We start from the raw sequence: 16,969 nt of genomic DNA on the forward strand, positions 1-16,969 counted from the left end.
AGACGATCATGAGCGAGTTGTTCCCCGACTACCGCTCCCCCTGGGAGAGCGACGATCAGGCGCTGCTGCGCAAGCACGCCGCCGCATTCTTCCGCAAGGAAGCCACCCCGCACCAGGAACGCTGGGCCCAGCAGCATCACGTGGACCGCGAATTCTGGACCAAGGCGGGCGATGCCGGACTACTGTGCCTGGGCCTGCCCGAACAGTACGGCGGTGGCGGCGGCAACTTCGGCCACGAAGCTGTCGTCCAGCAGGAACTCGCGCTCGCGCACGACACCGCGTTCGGCTTCAACGTGCACTCGACGATCGTCGCGCACTACATCGCCGCCTACGCCACCGACGAGCAGAAAATGCGCTGGATCCCCAAGATGGCCAGCGGCGAGATGGTCATCGGGGTCGCCATGACCGAACCCGGCACCGGCTCGGACCTGCAGGCCGTGCGCACCACCGCGATCCGCGACGGCGACCACTACGTTGTCAACGGCTCGAAAACATTCATCTCCAACGCCACCCACTGCGACCTGCTGGTCATCGTCGCCAAGACCGACCCGTCGGCCGGCGCCACCGGCATCTCCCTGTTCGTCGCCGAAACCCGAGGACTCGACGGGTTCGAGCGTGGCCGGGTGCTGCACAAGATCGGCCAGCACGGGCAGGACACCCGCGAGTTGTCGTTCACCGACATGCGGGTGCCGGTAGAGAACCTGCTCGGCGGAGTCGAAGGCCGCGGCTTCTACCAGCTCATGGAGCAGCTCCCCCGCGAACGCCTGATCCTGGGGATCGCCGGGGTGGCGATGGCCGAAGCCGCGGTGATCGAGACCGTCAAGTACGCCAAGGAGCGCCGGGCGTTCGGCAAGCCGATCCTGGACTTCCAGAACACCCAGTTCGTGCTCGCCGAATGCAAGACCGAGGTGCTGGCGGGCAAGGCATTGATGGACCACTGCATCGCGCGATATCTCGACGGCACCCTCGACGCCGCGACCGCGTCGATGGCGAAACTGTGGGGCACCGACAAGCAGGTCGAGATCATCGACCGCTGCCTGCAGATCTTCGGGGGCTACGGCTACATGATGGAATACCCCATCGCCCAGATGTATGCGGCGGCGCGCGTGCAGAAGATCTACGGCGGCACCAACGAGATCATGAAAGTGCTCATCAGCCGCTCCCTGTAATCCCCGCAATCCCTGCCCACTTCTTCGAGGAAAACACACCATGGCAACACTTGCCGGGCAGCTCGCACTCAACGCCCGACGGCATCCCGACCGCATCGCGCTCGTCTTCGGCGACCGAGAACGCACCTACCGGGAACTCGACGCCGACATCGACCGGTACGCCCACGCACTGCTGTCGTTGCAGATCGCCAAGGGCGATCGCGTCGCCGTGCTCTCACCGAACTCCGATCGGTTCCTCCTGGCGCTGTATGCCGCCTACCGGGTGGGCGCGATCGCGGTGCCCCTCAATCCCCGCGTCACAACCCGCGAACTGCACTACCTGCTCACCGACTCCGGCGCCTCGGTGCTGCTGTTCGGCGGCGACACCGCCGGGGCGGTACGCGGGCTGGCCCAGATGGACGATCCGTCGAGCACCCGGATCCTCTCGCTCGACGGAACATCGGGCTTCGAGAACTTCGACCGGATCGCAGCGACGATGCCGGCCGACCCGCCCACGGTCGAGGTGGCCGAGGACGACGACTGCATGATCATCTACACCTCCGGCACCACCGGTGTGCCGAAGGGTGCGCTGTTCGACCACCACCGGATGCTGTGGGTGGGCCACTCCATGAGCGCCCTGGGGATGAATTCGTTCGACCGCAACCTCCACGTCGCACCGATGTACCACTGCGCCGAACTCGTCCTGTTCGTCCTCGCCGGGTTCTCGATGGGTACCACCCACGTCGTCCTGCCGGCCTTCGACCCCGCCGCCGTCGCCGACGCGCTGGAGAAGCATCGCATCACCGTGTTCCTCGGGGTGCCGACGATGTACCAGATGATGCTCACCCTGCCCGATCTCACCACCCGCGACCTGTCGGCGTGGCGCCTCGGATTCTTCGGTGCCGCACCGATGCCGCCCAGCGCCGCCGCGAAGCTGGTCACGACACTGCCGCACGTCGGCTTCTTCCAACTGTGCGGACAAACCGAAGGCGGCCCTACCGGCATCTACTCCACCCCCGAGGAGGTCAAAGCCCGTCCGGATGCGACCGGCCGCTGGGCAATCACCAACGCCGAAGTGCGACTGGTCGACTCGGACGGCAACGACGTCGGCATCGGCGAGACCGGGGAGATGATCGTGCGCGGCGAGACGCTCATGAAGGGCTACTGGAACAACCCCGAAGCCACCGCCGCAACCCTCCGGGACGGCTGGCTGCACAGCGGCGACCTGGCGGTGCGCGACGCAGACGGCTACATCACCATCGTCGACCGGCTCAAAGACATGATCATCACCGGTGGCCGCAACGTGTACTCCGTCGAAGTGGAAAACGCGCTCGCCGCCCATCCCGACGTACGCGACGTCGCGATCGTCAGTCGCCCCGACGAGACGTTCGGCGAGACGATCGTTGCCGTGGTCACCCCTGCGGAAGGACGCACGGTGACGCTCGACGACCTCCGCACGTTCGCCGCCGAGTACGTCTCCGACTACAAGCTCCCCCGCGACCTCGTCCTCCGGGAAATTCCGCGGAATCCGTCGGGCAAGATCCTCAAACACATCCTGCGTGAGCAAGTGCGCGCATCGTGAAGCCCGACATCGCTGCTCGCGCATCGGCCCTCGTGTACGGGGAAGATCTCGAGGTCGGCCGGACGTATCGGCTGGGGGCACACACGATCACCGAAGACGAGCTGATCGACTTCGCCTCCACCTGGGATCCCCAACGCTTCCATGTCGACAAGGACGCCGCCGAAGCCGGTGCCTACGGCGGGCTGATCGCCAGTGGCCTGCACACCCTGTCCGTGTACCAGAAACTCGTCGTCGACAACGTCTTCTCCGACTGGCACGTCATCGCCGGCCGCTCCCTGCGCGAAGTCCGGTTCCTGCGCCCGGTGCGACCCGGGGACACCCTCACCGGCACCGTGCACATCCGCAACGTCGTCCTCGACGAGGTCCGGAACCGCGCTCTCACCACCCTCGAGGCCGAACTGACCGGCCACCACGGTCGGCCGGTGCTGACGGCGACCGTCGACGCCTACATCCATACCCGGTCGCACACCCGCTGACCCACCACTCTTTCGCGAGGAGAAATTCGATGCTCGAGGCGTACATCGTCGACGCCGTGCGAACCCCGGTCGGAAAGCGGGGCGGCGGTTTCGCCGCCACCCACCCGGTCGACCTCGCCGCCCACGTCATCTCCACCCTCGTTCGGCGCCACGACCTCGACCCCGCCGGAATCGACGACGTCATCTTCGGCTGTCTCGACAACATCGGTGCACAGGCCGGCGACATCGCCCGCACCGCCGCCCTCGCGGCGGGCCTGCCCGAGACCGTGCCCGGGGTGACACTCGATCGACAATGCGGCTCGTCCCAACAGGCAGTGCACTTCGCCGCCCAAGCCGTGATGAGCGGCACCGCCGATCTGATCGTCGCCGGCGGGGTGCAAAAAATGAGCCAGTTCCCACTCCTGTCCGCCGTCGACGCCGGCAAGGCCTACGGGTCCCCCGACCTGTACTCCGGCGCGACAACCTGGCACGCCCGATACGGCGACGCGGAGATCTCCCAGTTCCGCGGCGCCGAGCTGATCGCCGAACAGTGGCACATCGCCCGCGACGCCATGGAGGAATTCGCCCTCCAAAGCCACCGGCGGGCGCTGCATGCCATCGCTGCAGGCCGATTCGATGCCGAAATCACCCCGTTCGCCGGGGTGACGATCGACGAGGGACCACGCCCCGACACCACCGTAGAGAAGATGGCGACGCTGCGCCCCCTCACTCCCGGGGGCAGGCTCACCGCCGCTGTGGCGAGCCAGATCTCCGACGCAGCATCGGCAATGCTCATCGCCTCCTCCGATGCCGTCCGCCGATACGGCCTCACCCCACGCGCACGCATCCACCACATGACCGTCCTCGGCGCAGATCCGGTCCTGATGCTCACCGCTCCGATTCCCGCCACACAGCGGGCCCTGAAAAGGACCGGGATGCGCATCGACGACCTCGACGTCATCGAAGTCAACGAGGCCTTCGCTCCGGTGGTCCTGGCCTGGATGCGTGATCTCGACGCCGATCCGGCGCGGGTGAACCCCAACGGCGGTGCAATCGCCCTCGGACATCCGATCGGCGCCACCGGCACCCGGCTGATGACCACCCTCCTGCACGAACTCGAACGCACCGGCGGCCGCTACGGACTGCAGACCATGTGCGAAGGCGGCGGCCAGGCCAACGTCACGATCATCGAACGAATCTCCTGACCCCAACGACACCGCATCGACCCAGAGAACAGGACCGACATGAACATTGCAGGAACCACCGCGCTCGTCACCGGCGGTGCCTCCGGACTCGGACTGGCCACCACCACGGCCCTGGCCCAGGCCGGCGCGCGCGTCGTCGCCCTCGACCTTCCCACCGCGCACACCGACGCGCTCACCGCCCTCGGCGACGCCGTCCACTTCGCACCCGCCGACGTCACCGACGAGACCGCCGTCACCGCGGCCGTTGACCTTGCCAACGCCGAGAACAACCTGCGCATCACCGTCAACTGCGCCGGCATCGGCAACGCCGTCAAAACGGTCGGCAAGGACGGACCCTTCCCACTCACGGCCTTCAAAAAGATCATCGACGTCAACCTGATCGGTACCTTCAACGTCATCCGCCTCGCCGCTCACGCCATGGCGACGAACGAGCCGATCCACGGCGAACGCGGCGTCATCGTCAACACCGCCTCCGTCGCCGCGTTCGAAGGTCAAATCGGACAAGCCGCCTACTCCGCGTCCAAAGGCGGCGTCGTCGGCGCCACCCTGCCCATCGCCCGGGACCTGGCATCCCTGCAGATCCGGGTGAACACCATCGCCCCCGGACTGTTTCTGACACCCTTGCTCGGCACCCTGCCCGAGCACGTGCGCACCACCCTCGGAGCACAAGTCCCACACCCGAGCCGCCTCGGCAATCCCGCCGAATACGCGCAACTCGTCGAAGCCATCATCACCAATCCGATGCTCAACGGCGAAACCATCCGGCTCGACGGTGCCATCCGCATGGCCCCACGCTGACACTCACCGCCAGCCGTACCACCGTCGACCCGAGCCCCCGCACCGGATCAACGGCGGTATCGACCGTACGCATGCACTGCACCAGGGCGAGCCCTGCGGTGGAGTTGGCGTAGGCATTCCGGGGGCAACCACCACACCCGTTCGCGCACGCGTCGGAGTCTCAAGACGACGCCGACGCGTACTGCACCCTCGACGAAGCACCGCAGCGCGGATACCGAAGAATCCGACACGCCGGTAACCGAGATTACGTCAAGTAATGGAGGGGTTGGAGTATTTCCTTGACCGTCCCGCATTCTTGAGACGCGGTCACCTATCGGCTGTCTCCCACGGGCCTGATGCGCCTGTCGATCGGCGAAGGCAACGTCCGTAATCTCGTTAGATGTTGCGGGTCGTGCTGTTGCAGACACCGGACCAGGTGGGGTCGAGCGAAGCATCTCTACATCGAGAGATGTAGAGACGCTTCGTGATCGCGCTTCTCGGTCGAGCCGAGCACCTTTGCGGTGGTTCATCCGACTGCGCAGTCGACGGCCCCTATGCGCGGGGGTTGAACGGGTCGGTGATGGTGTTGCCGGTGTCGATCCACACGGTCTTGACTTCGGTGTATTCCTCGATGGCGTGGAATCCGTTCTCGCGACCGAGGCCGCTTTCCTTGAAGCCGCCGAAGGGGGCAACGTGATTGGTCTTGCGGTAGTTGTTGACCCATACGCTGCCGGCTCGGAGTCGTGTGACCATGCGGTGGGCACGTGCGACGTCACGGGTCCAGACCCCGGCGGCCAGTCCGAACGGGGTGTCGTTGGCGATGCGGACTGCGTCGTCTTCGTCGGTGAACTTGATGACGACGGCGATGGGGCCGAAGACTTCTTCCCGGGCGATGCGCATGTCGTTCGTGACGTCGGTGAAGACGGTCGGTTGCACGAACAGTCCGCGGCTCAGTTCGGGGTCGGTCGGGCGTGATCCGCCGGTGGCGAGGGTGGCGCCGTCCTCCTTGGCTACCTCGATGTAGTCCAGGACCTTGTCGAACTGTGCCTGGCAGGCGACCGTGCCCATCTCGGTGGCCGGGTCGAGGGGGTCGCCGAGCTTGATCTGCGCGGTCCGCTCGGCCAGGGCCTGGGTGAACTGGTCGTAGATGTCCTCGTGGACGAGGACCCGCGAGCCTGCCATGCAGGTTTGGCCGGTGGCCGCGAAGATGCCCGAGATCACGCCGTTGATCGCGTTCGGCAGATCGGCGTCGGGGAAGACGATGTTCGGGGACTTGCCGCCGAGTTCGAGTGACACGCGGGCGAGGCGCTCGGCGGCGGTGACGGCAATTTTCTTGCCGACGGCGGTGGAGCCGGTGAAGGCGATCTTGTCGACGCCGGGATGGGCGGCCAGTGCTGCGCCCGCCTGCCCCGCGCCGGTGACCACGTTGACCACCCCGTCGGGAAAGCCCGCTTCCTGGGCGATCTTGGCGAGAACGAGGGTGGAGACCGGGGTGATCTCGGAGGGCTTGATGACCACGGTGTTGCCCGCGGCCAATGCCGGGCACAGCTTCCACAGCAGCAGTGCGAGCGGACTGTTCCACGGCGTGATGGCGGCGACGACACCGATCGGCTCTCGTACGGTGAAGACCTGCATGTTGGGCACGCTGCTGGCGAGGGTTTCACCGGTGGGGCTTTCGGCGACTCCGGCGAAGAAGTAGCAGTGGTTCGCGAGGGCGAGGGTCTGACCGGACACTTCGCGGATCAGCTTGCCGTTCTCGAGCACCTGGATCCGCGCGAGTTCGTCGGCGTTGTCACGGATGAGGTCGCCGAACTTGCGCAGGAGTGTGGCGCGCTGTAGGGGCGTGGACTGGGACCACGGTCCTTCGTCGAAGGCCTGTCGCGCAGCGGCGACGGCTTCGTCGATGTCGGAGGTGGTCGCGCTGGGGACCTGAGCCCACGGCTGTGCGTCGAAGGGGTTGATCGACTCGAATGTGGCACCGTCGGATGCCGCCTTCCAGGCGCCGTCGATGAGCATCTCGTAGCGTTCGGTGTCACCGCCTGCCTGAGTCGTGGTGCTCGTATCGGTGGCAGTCATGAGGGTCCTTCCGGGTTCGTCATCGGGTTGGTCAGGCGTGGAGGGTCGGTCGTGCGGGCGCCTGGCTTCTCGTCTCGTCGGCCGCGCCGTTCACGTAGGGATGCCGTGGGGCGACGGCGATGGCGACGAGGGAGACGGCGGCGGCGGCGATGATCATCAACGACAGCGGCCACCAGGTGCTGCCTCCGTTGCCGACGATGGCTTCGGCGATGAACGGGGTGGGGGCGCTGAAGAGGAGTCCTCCGAGGGCATTGCTCAAGGCAGTGCCGCTGTAGCGGACCTTGGTGTCGAACTGGTCGGCGATGAGACTCGACACGACCGAGTAGGTGGTGGCGTGGGCGCCCACCATCATGACGACAATGACGACGCAGGTCAGAACCGTGTGCTCGCCGCGCAGTAGCCCGAAGAAGGGGAAGGCGGCGAGAATTGTGAAGACCGAGCCGGCGAAGAACACACGGTGGGCGCCGATGCGGTCGCTCAACGATGCCAGGTAGGGCAGTGCGGCCAGGTCGATCACCGCGGCGATCATCACCATGAGTAGGGCGGTGTTGCGTTCGAGGCCGAGTGACTTCGTGGCATAGCTGAGGAAGTAGACGGAGATGATGTAGAAGACCACGTTGACCGAGGCCTGCAGACCGATGCCGATCGCCAGGCTCTTCTTGGCGCGGGCGAACACATCTCGGATCGGCAGGCGGACCGTCTCGCCCGCGTCCTTGATCTGCCGGAACTGTTCGGACTCTTCGACCCCGAGTCGGATCGCCAAGCCGATGAGCACCAGAGCGAAGCCGGCGAGGAAGGGAATTCGCCAGCCCCAATCGAAGAGTTGCTCGTCGGGGAGGGTGGCCACGGCCGACATCACGGCTGTGGCGAGGACGAGTCCGAGGGGGCTGCCCATCTGAGGTGCAGAGCCGTAGAGGCGGCGCTTCGATGCGGGGGCGTGTTCGACCGACATCAGCACTGCCCCACCCCATTCACCGCCGACTGCCAGACCTTGGAACAGCCGCAGGACCACGAGGAGCACGGGTGCCCAGATTCCGATCGAGTCGTAGGTGGGCAGCACGCCGATCAATCCTGTGGCGGTACCCATGATCCCGAGAGTTGCGATGAGGGTGGTCTTACGACCGAGTTTGTCGCCGAAGTGACCGAAGACGGCAGCGCCGACCGGACGCGCGACGAACGCAACACCGAGGGTGGCGAAGGAGGCAAGCCGTCCGGTGTGCTCGTCCACTCCGGGGAAGAACAGCTCGCCGAAGACGAGGGCCGCGGCGAGGCCGTAGATGAAGAACTCGTACCACTCGATCGTGGTACCGACCAGACTCGCTATCGCAGCCCGGCGGGGTGTGCTCGAACCAGGCTGGGCTGGTGAGGTCGTGACCATGATTCCCCTTGAAAGGTTGGCGCGCTCATCGGAGGGCGGGGGCGACGGAGGTTCCAATCCGCTGTGCTGCGGTTTTGCCGGCCAGACGGCCGAAGGCCAGGGCCCGGAGCACGGAGGTGGCCCCGGGGTACTTGTGGTGGTAGATGCCTGCGATCTCGCCGACCGCGTACAGACCGGGGATGGGTGCGCCGGCGCGGTTGACCACCCGAGCCTCCTGGTCGGTCTTCAGGCCTCCGAAGGTGAAGGTGATCGCACACGTCACCGGCCAGGCGACGTAGGGCGGCTCGTCCAGGGGGCGGGCCCAGTTCGACTTCGGTGGTTCGAGTCCCTGGGTGGCGACGCCGTCGAGAGTGGTGACATCGAGCGGGCCTGCTGTCGCGGCGGCGTTGTATGTCGCGACGGTATCGGCGAGGGTCTCCGGGTCGAGGTCGAGTCGGCCGGCGAGGGCCTCGATGGTTTCGGCGGTCTCGGGGTCGCGATCGGTCAGTACGGCGCGGGCGATGTTGTGGCGCATGAGCTTCTGGTCGGCAATGACGTAGGCGAACTGGTCGGCGTCCCGCCAGATGCGGTAGGCGACCGATTCGAACGTGTTGTCCGGGGTGTCCGCGCCCTCGTCGACGAATCGCTTGCCGTGGTGGTCGACAAGGATGCCGTAGGGATAGACCATGACCAGCGCTTCGGCGCAGCGGGTGCGGGCATCGACCGGTTCGCCGTGAAAGCGTTCGAACTGCCCGTCGGTGTCGGCGCCGGCACGGATGCCCATCTCGAGGCCTTCGCCCTGGTTGGAGCGTCCCCCGGGGGCGATCGGTGAGAGCTCGTGACCGCGCTCGCCGAGGTACCGGTCGAGAAGGGCCGCGCTGCCCTCGAACCCCCCGGACGCCAGGACGACGGTGCGTGCCAGGAATCGTCTGGGGTGGTTGGAGCTGTCGACTGCTTCGACGCCGTACACGCTTCCGTCATCGTCCTGGATCAGATCCTGTGCGGTGACGCCGTACTCGATGGTGCCGCCGAGCTCTTCGATGCGCGCCGAGAGGGTCTCGACGATTGATGCCCCTCCCCCGGCCGGCATCAGTCGCGGCCCCTTCGAGGTCAGGAAGTAGGTGATGTCCGACTTGGTCGCCACACCGTTGTGGTTGAGCCACTGCATCGTCGGCTGGGCCAGCTCGGCGAGGCGCGAAATGATCGCGGCATCGGTCTTGCCCTTGCTCAGCTCGCTCATGCGAGTGGTGAAGTCGGGTGCCGGAGTTCCGTCCTCCTCCAGACGGAAGAACGCGCCGGTCCATGCGGTGTTGCCGCCGCGCTCGTTCTTGGACGTGCGCTCGAGGACGACCACTCGTCCACTCGGAGCGGATTGGAGGAACTGCAGCGCAGTGGCCAGACCACCGGCTCCACTTCCCACGACCACCAGGTCCAGTTGCTCGTCACTCACGGACGTCCCTCTTTCTACGACTTCTCCACTGGATGGTTCGGATAGACCACGAATCGGCGTCTGTGCTCCGCGTCACCGATCGAAACACGAACAAATCCCAGAGTCAACCCGTTCTGTGGTTTACATGATCCGCACAATGGTTTAGCGTCGAGGCATGGCTGAGACTGACACCGCGTCCACACGGGCGGACGGAGGCGTGCGGAGCATTGCGCGCGCCGTCGAAGTGCTCGAACTCTTCGATGTGGAGCACCCCATCCGCACGCTCCGCGAACTGGTCGCCCTCACCGGGCTCCCGAAGACGACCGTGGTCCGTCTGCTCGCGACACTCGACTCGCTCGGACTGATCCTCGACCGCGGAGACTCGAGCTACGGACTGGGCGCAGGCTTCCTACGCTGGGTGACGCTCTCGCAGTCCCTCTGGGAGATCAGCGCGGACGCGCGGCAGATCATGACCCAGCTGGTCGACACGTGCGGTGAAACCGTCAACCTCTACATCCGACAGGACCTCAACCGCGTGTCGATTGCCCAGGTCGAAGGAACGACGACGGTGCGAAGCGTGGTCCAGGTCGGGGTGCCCTATCCGCTCGCATCCGGAGCCGCCGCGAAGATCCTGCTCACCGGGGCGCCGGACTCGGTGATCCGCAGTCTGGTCCAAACCCGCCCGGACCTGGACCTCGAGCATCTGCAGCGCGAAGTCGCCAGCATCAAGGCGGCGGGCTACTCCGTCACGCACGGCGAGCGGGAACTCGGCGCCTCGGCGGTGGCCGCACCGATCTTCTCCTCCGACAACCGCGTCGTCGCCGCGTTGTCCGCAAGCGGACCCACCTCCCGGTTCACGGCCGACCGGGTCGGTCGCTACGTGGACGCAGTGACGGACGCGGCGGCGAAGATCAGCGCTGTCGGGCTCGGCAGTGTGGAGGTGTTCCTGTGACCGCCAACCTTCTCGAAGGTGTCCGCGTCCTCGACCTGACCAACGTGCTCGCCGGCCCGTTCGCCGGCTACCAGCTGGCACTGATGGGTGCCGACGTGATCAAGATCGAGACACCGCGAACCGGCGACCTCGCCCGCCAGCTCGGCGCCGATCCTCAGCTGAGCGCCGAATCTCTCGGCGTCTCGTTCCTGGCGCAGAATTCGCAAAAACGTTCGGTCACAGTCAACCTCAAATCACCTGGCGGTCAGGAGGTCTTCGCGAAGCTCGTCGCCGACGCCGATGTGCTCGTCGAGAACTTCCGCCCAGGCGTACTCGAACGGCTCGGGTTTCCGTGGGAACGGCTGCGCCGGATCAACCCCCGACTCGTGTACTGCGCAGTCTCCGGGTTCGGGTCGACCGGCCCCATGCGCGGGCGCCCGGCCTACGACCAGGTCGTGCAAGGACTGTCCGGCATCATGAGCGTGACCGGCACACCGGACACCGCGCCCCTTCGGGTCGGATACCCGGTGTGCGACAGCTTCGGAGGTCTCGCCGCCGCCTTCGCGATCACCTCCGCACTGTTGCGTCAACGCCGAACCGGCGAAGGCGCATATCTCGACACCTCGATGCTCGACGCCGCCCTGACCTCGATGGGATGGGTCGTCTCCGACCACCTCATCGCGGGCCGGGAACCTGCCCCGATGGCCAACGAGAACATCACCTCCGCCCCGTCCGGCACCTTCGACACCGGCGACGGGGCGCTCAACATCGCGGCGAACAAACAGGAACAGTTCGAGGAACTGTGCAAGGTCCTCGAACGTGAAGAGCTGATCGACGACCCGCGGTTCCGCACCCGCGAGGACCGCAAATGCAACCGCGACACCCTGCGCGGCGAACTCGAAAAATCCCTGCAGGCGAAGTCCGCGACCGAGTGGGACGCGATCCTGCTCGACACCGGCGTGCCTGCCGCCCCGGTCGTCTCCGTTCCCACCGCCCTGGCCTCCGAGCAGATCGCCCACCGCGAGCTCGTCACCTCCGTCGACTCACCGGCCGCCGCGGGCGGCTCGGTACGGGTGCTGGGCCTGCCCACCCACGTCGACGGCCGGTGCGTCTCGCCGACCTCTCCCCCGCCCACGCTGGGTCAGCACACCGAGGAGATTCTCACCGAGCTGGGCTACGGCCCGGTCGACATCGCCCGACTGCGGGAGGAGAACGCGATATGAGCGCGGCCCGGGACAACGCCATCGAGCACACATCGAGCCGTCACGTCACCGATTGGTGGTCGACGGCCATCTCCGACATCGAGCCGGGCGTGATTCGATTTCGCGGATATCCCGTCGAGCAGTTGATCGGCAACGTCGGCTTCGCCGAGATGATCTGGCTGATGGTCCGAGGAGAGTTACCCACCGCCGGACAGGCCGCGCTGCTCGAGCAGGCACTCGTAGCCGCCGTGGATCACGGACCGCAGGCACCGTCGATCGCCGCCGCCCGGATGGCCGCCACCTGCGGTGTCGGACTGCACGGTGCGATGTCCACCGGTGTCGGACTGCTCGGCGACGTCCACGGCGGCGCCGGTCAGCAGTGCATGCAACTCCTCGGCGAAATCCACGATCGGCTGAACGACACCGAGCTGGATACCGCTGTCGCACAATCCATCACCGAGTATCGGGCCAGAAAGGAGTACATCCCCGGGTTCGGCCACCGCTTCCACCCGCGTGATCCACGCCGGGACCCGCTGCTGTCCGCCGTCCGCACTCAGGTCGAAACAGGCACGATCGGCGGCCGTTACCTGCGCATCGCAGAGGAACTCGAACGGCAACTCGCGGCCGGGCGGGCACGGCCCGTCCCGATGAACATTGACGGAGCCACCGCGGTGATCTACGCCGAACTCGGCTTCGCCCCCGAACTCGGGCGAGGACTGTTCATCCTGTCCCGCTCGGTCGGGATCCTGGCGCACTCGTGGGAAGAACGCCGGCAGGGCCGCAGGATCAAGGGACCGATCCCCCCACCGTTGCTGCCGACCTACATCGGAACATCACCCCGCACTGTCCCGACCCACGCCCCGGCGGAGGTGTCGTGACCGCCGACTCGTTCCACGCACTCCACACCCTTCCCGGCACGAGAACCCGGTTCTTCGATCTCGGCGCTGCCGAACGGGCCGGCGCCGGCCCGCTGCAACGACTGCCCTACTCCACACGGGTGCTCGTCGAGAACCTCCTGCGGCACGAAGACGGACGCACCGTGCACCCCGACCACGTCCGCGCCCTCGCCACCGGAGACCGTTCCGCCTCGATCCCGTTCACCCCGGAACGGGTACTGCTCCAGGACGCCTCCGGCCTCCCGGTCCTGGCCGACATGATCACCCTCTCCGAGCGTGCCCGGCAGGACGGCCTCGACCCCGCGTCGGTGTCCCCACGTCGACGAATGGACCTGGTGGTCGACCACGCGCTCGAAGTCGACATCGCCGCCACCCCCGAGGCGGCCGCCGCGAACCTGGACCTCGAATACCGCCGTCACGCGGACCGATACCGGTTCCTGCGGTGGGCACAGTCACGGTTCCCGACCCTGCGTGTCGTACCGCCGGGCCTGGGGATCTGCCATCAGCTCAACCTCGAGGTCCTCGCCGACGTCGTCTCCGTCGGCAACCACAACGGCGGGTCGCTCGCGCGATTCGACTCCGTCGTCGGCACCGACAGTCACACCACCATGATCAACGCGCTCTCCGTTGTCGGCTGGGGCGTCGGGGGAATCGAAGCCACCGCGGCGGCCTTGAGCCAGCCCATCCTGCTCCCCGTGCCGTCCGTCGTGGGAGTTCACCTGACCGGAGCACTGCGACCCGGCGTCCTGGCCACCGACGTCGCGCTCACCCTCGCCTCGATGCTCCGCGCCCACGGAGTGGTGCAACGCATCGTCGAATTCCACGGCCCCGGCCTGGCCGCACTGACCGTGCCCGACCGAGGAACCATCGCGAACATGGCCCCCGAGTACGGCGCCACGATGGCCTACTTCCCCGCCGACGAACACACCCTCGCCTACCTGGCCACCACGGGTCGACCCGACTCGATACTCACGGTGGCACAGGCCTATCTGACCGCGCAGAACATGCTGTACAGCCCCGAGCTGCCGATTCCCGAATACGACGAAGTTCTCGCACTCGACCTGTCGGGCGTGGAGCGGACGATGGCCGGCCCCTCGCGACCACACCAGACGTTCGCCGCCACCGAACTCGCCGCCAGTGCTCCGGTGCCCAAGTCCACCGACAGTGCCACGATGCGAGACGGTGACGTCGTCATCGCCGCCATCACCAGCTGCACGAACACCTCCAACCCCAAAGCCATGATCGCCGCCGGTCTGCTGGCACGCAACGCGGTCGAGCGCGGCCTCACCCGGGCACCGTGGACGAAAACCTCGCTGACACCGGGCTCCCGCGCGACTGCCGACCTACTCCACTCCACAGGACTGCAGAAGGCTCTCGACGAGCTCGGTTTCCACGTCGCCGGGTTCGGATGTGGAACCTGCATGGGAAACTCGGGGCCGCTGGACGCTGCGATCACCGGACAGGTCCGTGAGCAGTCCTTGTCGGTGGCCGCCGTGTTGTCGGGCAATCGCAACTTTCCCGGACGCATCCACCCCGACGTTGCACTCTCCTACCTCGCGTCACCACCGATGGTCGTGGCGATGGCCATCGCCGGACGTACCTCGATCTCACTCGCGGACCAACCGATCACCACCGACCGCCACGGCAAACCGGTCTACCTGGACGAGATCTGGCCGACGGACGAAGATATCGACGCGATCATCCGTGACAACAACGCGCGCCCACTTGACCGCGTCGAAGCCTTACCGCTCATCACAACGGAATGGCACTCCCTTCCTCATCCGGTCGGCGACAGCTATGACTGGGACGACGAGGCCGGGATGATCCGACGCCCTCCCTTCGCCGATCCCGCCCTGACCCACCCCGTCGTAGACGGCGACATCCTTGCGGCCAGACCACTGCTCCTGCTCGGTGACGGAGTCACCACCGACCACATCTCACCGGTGGCACGCATCCTTCCCGAATCGCCCGCCGGACAATGGCTGGCCGAGCACGGAGTAGCGCCCGAAGAGTTCGGCAGCTACAGCGCCCGCCGCCTCAACCACGACGTCATGGTGCGCGGAGGTTTCGCCAACCCCCGACTCGAGAACAGACTCACCCCCGGCAAGCTGGGCCCGTGGACCCGTCTGATGCCCGACGGCGACATCCTTCCCGTCCACGATGCAGCCACGGTCTACGCGAGCCGCCACGTGCCCACGGTTGTCGTAGCAGGGCACTCGTACGGAACCGGATCGGCCCGGGACTGGGCAGCGAAAGTCACCCGACTACTCGGTGTCCGAGCAGTCATAGCCCAGAGCTTCGAACGCATCCACCGCACGAATCTCGTCGCCATGGGAGTGCTACCCGTCGAATGCCCGCGACTGTCGCCAGCTGATCTCAGCGGCGACGAGGAGATCGAGATCGTCGGACTCAACGCAGGCCTTGGCGTCCACACACCAGTGCTGGTCAAGGTTCGCAATGCATGCGCCGGCGAGCGTCGATTCGATGCGCATGCACGGATCGATACCAGGTCGAATCCAAATGGATTCGCGCCGGAGGCCTGATCGCCCACCTGTGCAAGTGCGCCGACGAGTGACACCGACCGTGCTCCCAACGGCCGACGCGGCATGCACAGCCCGGCACCAGCGACCCAGCGACGGAATGACCGGCACCGCGCCCGCATCACAGAAGTCCACACCGTACCCCCCGACGCGGGCCGCTGCCTGGGCGCCGACGAAGCTGGAGCATCGGAGAACACCGGTCCTCATCGAACGCCGGTAACCGGTCCATATGTCAACCGCACCCTGAGCCGCATCGGTGCAGGTCCTGGGGTGTCAGCGCCATCAAAGGTCACGTGTCGCAGAACGTGAGTGTACAGAAAACGAGCAGCACGGGACTGAGAAATACACTGTGCCGGTGGCTACGAAGATGGTGTCCCCTGCAGTGCTGGTGCCGCTACAGGAGACCTTGGCGTGCGCGTATTGGTATAAAGACGATCTCAGGGCCTTCCTGCGAAGCGCCACGGGAGAGCCGGAGCTGATCGCGCAGCTCGACTGGAGCGGAGGCTCATACAAGAGAGCCATTGTCCGTCAGCTGGTCACCACCCTCGCCGAGAACCAGCACCGCTATCTCGACACCCTCATCGGCCTGATCCTGGCGACCGTCGAAATCGACCCGTCTCCCCTCAAACGGCTCGACGACGGCATCGCCAAGTACGAGACCGCGATCGCAGCCCTGAACGCCCTACGAAACCTGGTCGAACCCTACCGGGCCATGCGATCGGAAGCCGAGGCGGCCGCGCAGCGTCGCCGTCTCGACCAAGAAAGGGCCGAACGAGAACAGGCCCTCGCACGCGAAACCGCCGAGTTGCACGCCGAGTTCCTCACCATGCACTCCCAGGAAGCGCAGGCACGTGGATACGCTCTGGAAGGCTTGCTGAATCGGCTCTTCACGCTGTACGACATCGACGTGAAGGGACCGTTCCGGATCCAGGGCGAACAGATCGACGGAGCCTTCACCTTCGAGGGAACGGACTACCTCTTGGAGGCAAAATGGAGGAAGGAGCTGAGCACCACGGCAGACCTGTCGATCTTCGCCGACAAGGTACGGCGCAAACTCGACAACACCCTGGGGCTCTTCCTCTCCATCAGCGGATTCCAACCCAACGCAATCGAATTGAGCGGAGACGGCGGTCGGCGAATGCTACTTCTCGCCGAGGGCTACGACCTGGCGATGGTGCTCGACGGGCGTATCCGCCTCGATGAACTGTTGCGTCGGAAAAAGCAGCATGCGGCCCGCACGGGCGAGATCCTCCTTCGCGCTGCGGACCTCCTCACGTGAACACTTCACGCGTCTGCGGACCGCTCCTGCGACCACGCCTCCTCGCTTGTAACCGTCCGATCCGGTGCAGGACTGCCACCACCCACAAATCA

The 16,969-nt window shown here is 66.3% G+C and carries 13 protein-coding genes; 10 read left to right on the forward strand and 3 right to left on the reverse strand.

Features of this window, described 5'->3' with window-relative positions; translation table 11 throughout:
- Window positions 1-8: 8 nt before the first annotated feature.
- Genes JYA75_RS03645 through JYA75_RS03665 form a run of 5 tightly spaced genes read left to right on the forward strand, consistent with a single transcriptional unit; the run spans window position 9 to window position 5,188 of the window.
- The gene (locus JYA75_RS03645) at window positions 9-1,169 is read left to right on the forward strand and encodes an acyl-CoA dehydrogenase family protein (RefSeq protein ID WP_006937365.1); all 1,161 of its coding nucleotides are present in this window, start codon (window positions 9-11) and stop codon (window positions 1,167-1,169) included.
- A gap of 40 nt (window positions 1,170-1,209) precedes the next feature.
- Window positions 1,210-2,730, forward strand: a complete 1,521-nt coding sequence (locus JYA75_RS03650) for a long-chain-fatty-acid--CoA ligase (protein ID WP_168578863.1) — start codon at window positions 1,210-1,212, stop codon at window positions 2,728-2,730.
- Window positions 2,727-3,206: a MaoC/PaaZ C-terminal domain-containing protein gene (locus JYA75_RS03655; RefSeq protein WP_203329703.1), complete on the forward strand. Its 480-nt coding sequence runs from the start codon at window positions 2,727-2,729 to the stop codon at window positions 3,204-3,206. The genes JYA75_RS03650 and JYA75_RS03655 overlap by 4 nt, the downstream gene beginning before the upstream one ends.
- Window positions 3,207-3,235: 29 nt before the next feature.
- On the forward strand, window positions 3,236-4,390 hold the full coding sequence (locus tag JYA75_RS03660; RefSeq protein WP_006937359.1) for an acetyl-CoA C-acetyltransferase: 1,155 nt from the start codon (window positions 3,236-3,238) through the stop codon (window positions 4,388-4,390).
- A gap of 39 nt (window positions 4,391-4,429) precedes the next feature.
- On the forward strand, window positions 4,430-5,188 hold the full coding sequence (locus JYA75_RS03665) for a 3-hydroxyacyl-CoA dehydrogenase (protein WP_203329704.1): 759 nt from the start codon (window positions 4,430-4,432) through the stop codon (window positions 5,186-5,188).
- Between the two features lie 531 nt (window positions 5,189-5,719).
- Here the strand turns inward: JYA75_RS03665 and JYA75_RS03670 are convergent.
- From JYA75_RS03670 to JYA75_RS03680, 3 genes are read right to left on the reverse strand one after another with little or no spacing between them, the layout of a single operon-like run.
- Window positions 5,720-7,243 (reverse strand): aldehyde dehydrogenase, encoded by a 1,524-nt coding sequence (locus tag JYA75_RS03670; protein ID WP_203329705.1) that lies wholly within the window; start codon window positions 7,241-7,243, stop codon window positions 5,720-5,722.
- Between the two features lie 31 nt (window positions 7,244-7,274).
- Complete coding sequence (locus JYA75_RS03675; protein WP_203329706.1) at window positions 7,275-8,621, reverse strand: MFS transporter; 1,347 nt, start codon at window positions 8,619-8,621, stop codon at window positions 7,275-7,277.
- Between the two features lie 25 nt (window positions 8,622-8,646).
- Entirely contained in the window at window positions 8,647-10,050 is a 1,404-nt protein-coding gene (locus JYA75_RS03680; RefSeq protein ID WP_203329707.1) for an FAD-binding protein, read from the reverse strand.
- 154 nt (window positions 10,051-10,204) lie between these two features.
- Between JYA75_RS03680 and JYA75_RS03685 the strand changes: the two genes are divergently transcribed.
- The 5 genes from JYA75_RS03685 (at window position 10,205) to JYA75_RS03705 (ending at window position 16,877) form a co-directional block, all read left to right on the forward strand.
- Entirely contained in the window at window positions 10,205-10,981 is a 777-nt protein-coding gene (locus JYA75_RS03685) for an IclR family transcriptional regulator (RefSeq protein WP_203329708.1), read from the forward strand.
- Window positions 10,978-12,183, forward strand: coding sequence for a CoA transferase (locus JYA75_RS03690; protein ID WP_203329709.1), 1,206 nt, complete (start codon window positions 10,978-10,980; stop codon window positions 12,181-12,183). The genes JYA75_RS03685 and JYA75_RS03690 overlap by 4 nt, the downstream gene beginning before the upstream one ends.
- On the forward strand, window positions 12,180-13,040 hold the full coding sequence (locus JYA75_RS03695) for a citryl-CoA lyase (protein WP_203329710.1): 861 nt from the start codon (window positions 12,180-12,182) through the stop codon (window positions 13,038-13,040). Before JYA75_RS03690 ends, JYA75_RS03695 begins: the two co-directional genes overlap by 4 nt.
- Window positions 13,037-15,601 (forward strand): aconitate hydratase AcnA, encoded by a 2,565-nt coding sequence (gene acnA / locus JYA75_RS03700; RefSeq protein ID WP_203329711.1) that lies wholly within the window; start codon window positions 13,037-13,039, stop codon window positions 15,599-15,601. The genes JYA75_RS03695 and acnA overlap by 4 nt, the downstream gene beginning before the upstream one ends.
- Window positions 15,602-15,953: 352 nt before the next feature.
- Window positions 15,954-16,877 carry a hypothetical protein gene (locus tag JYA75_RS03705; protein ID WP_203329712.1) on the forward strand — a complete coding sequence of 308 codons (924 nt, stop codon included), beginning with the start codon at window positions 15,954-15,956 and terminating at the stop codon, window positions 16,875-16,877.
- Window positions 16,878-16,969: the final 92 nt, after the last annotated feature.

This window comes from Rhodococcus sp. PSBB066 (genome assembly GCF_017068255.1).
GTDB lineage: Bacteria > Actinomycetota > Actinomycetes > Mycobacteriales > Mycobacteriaceae > Rhodococcus > Rhodococcus aetherivorans.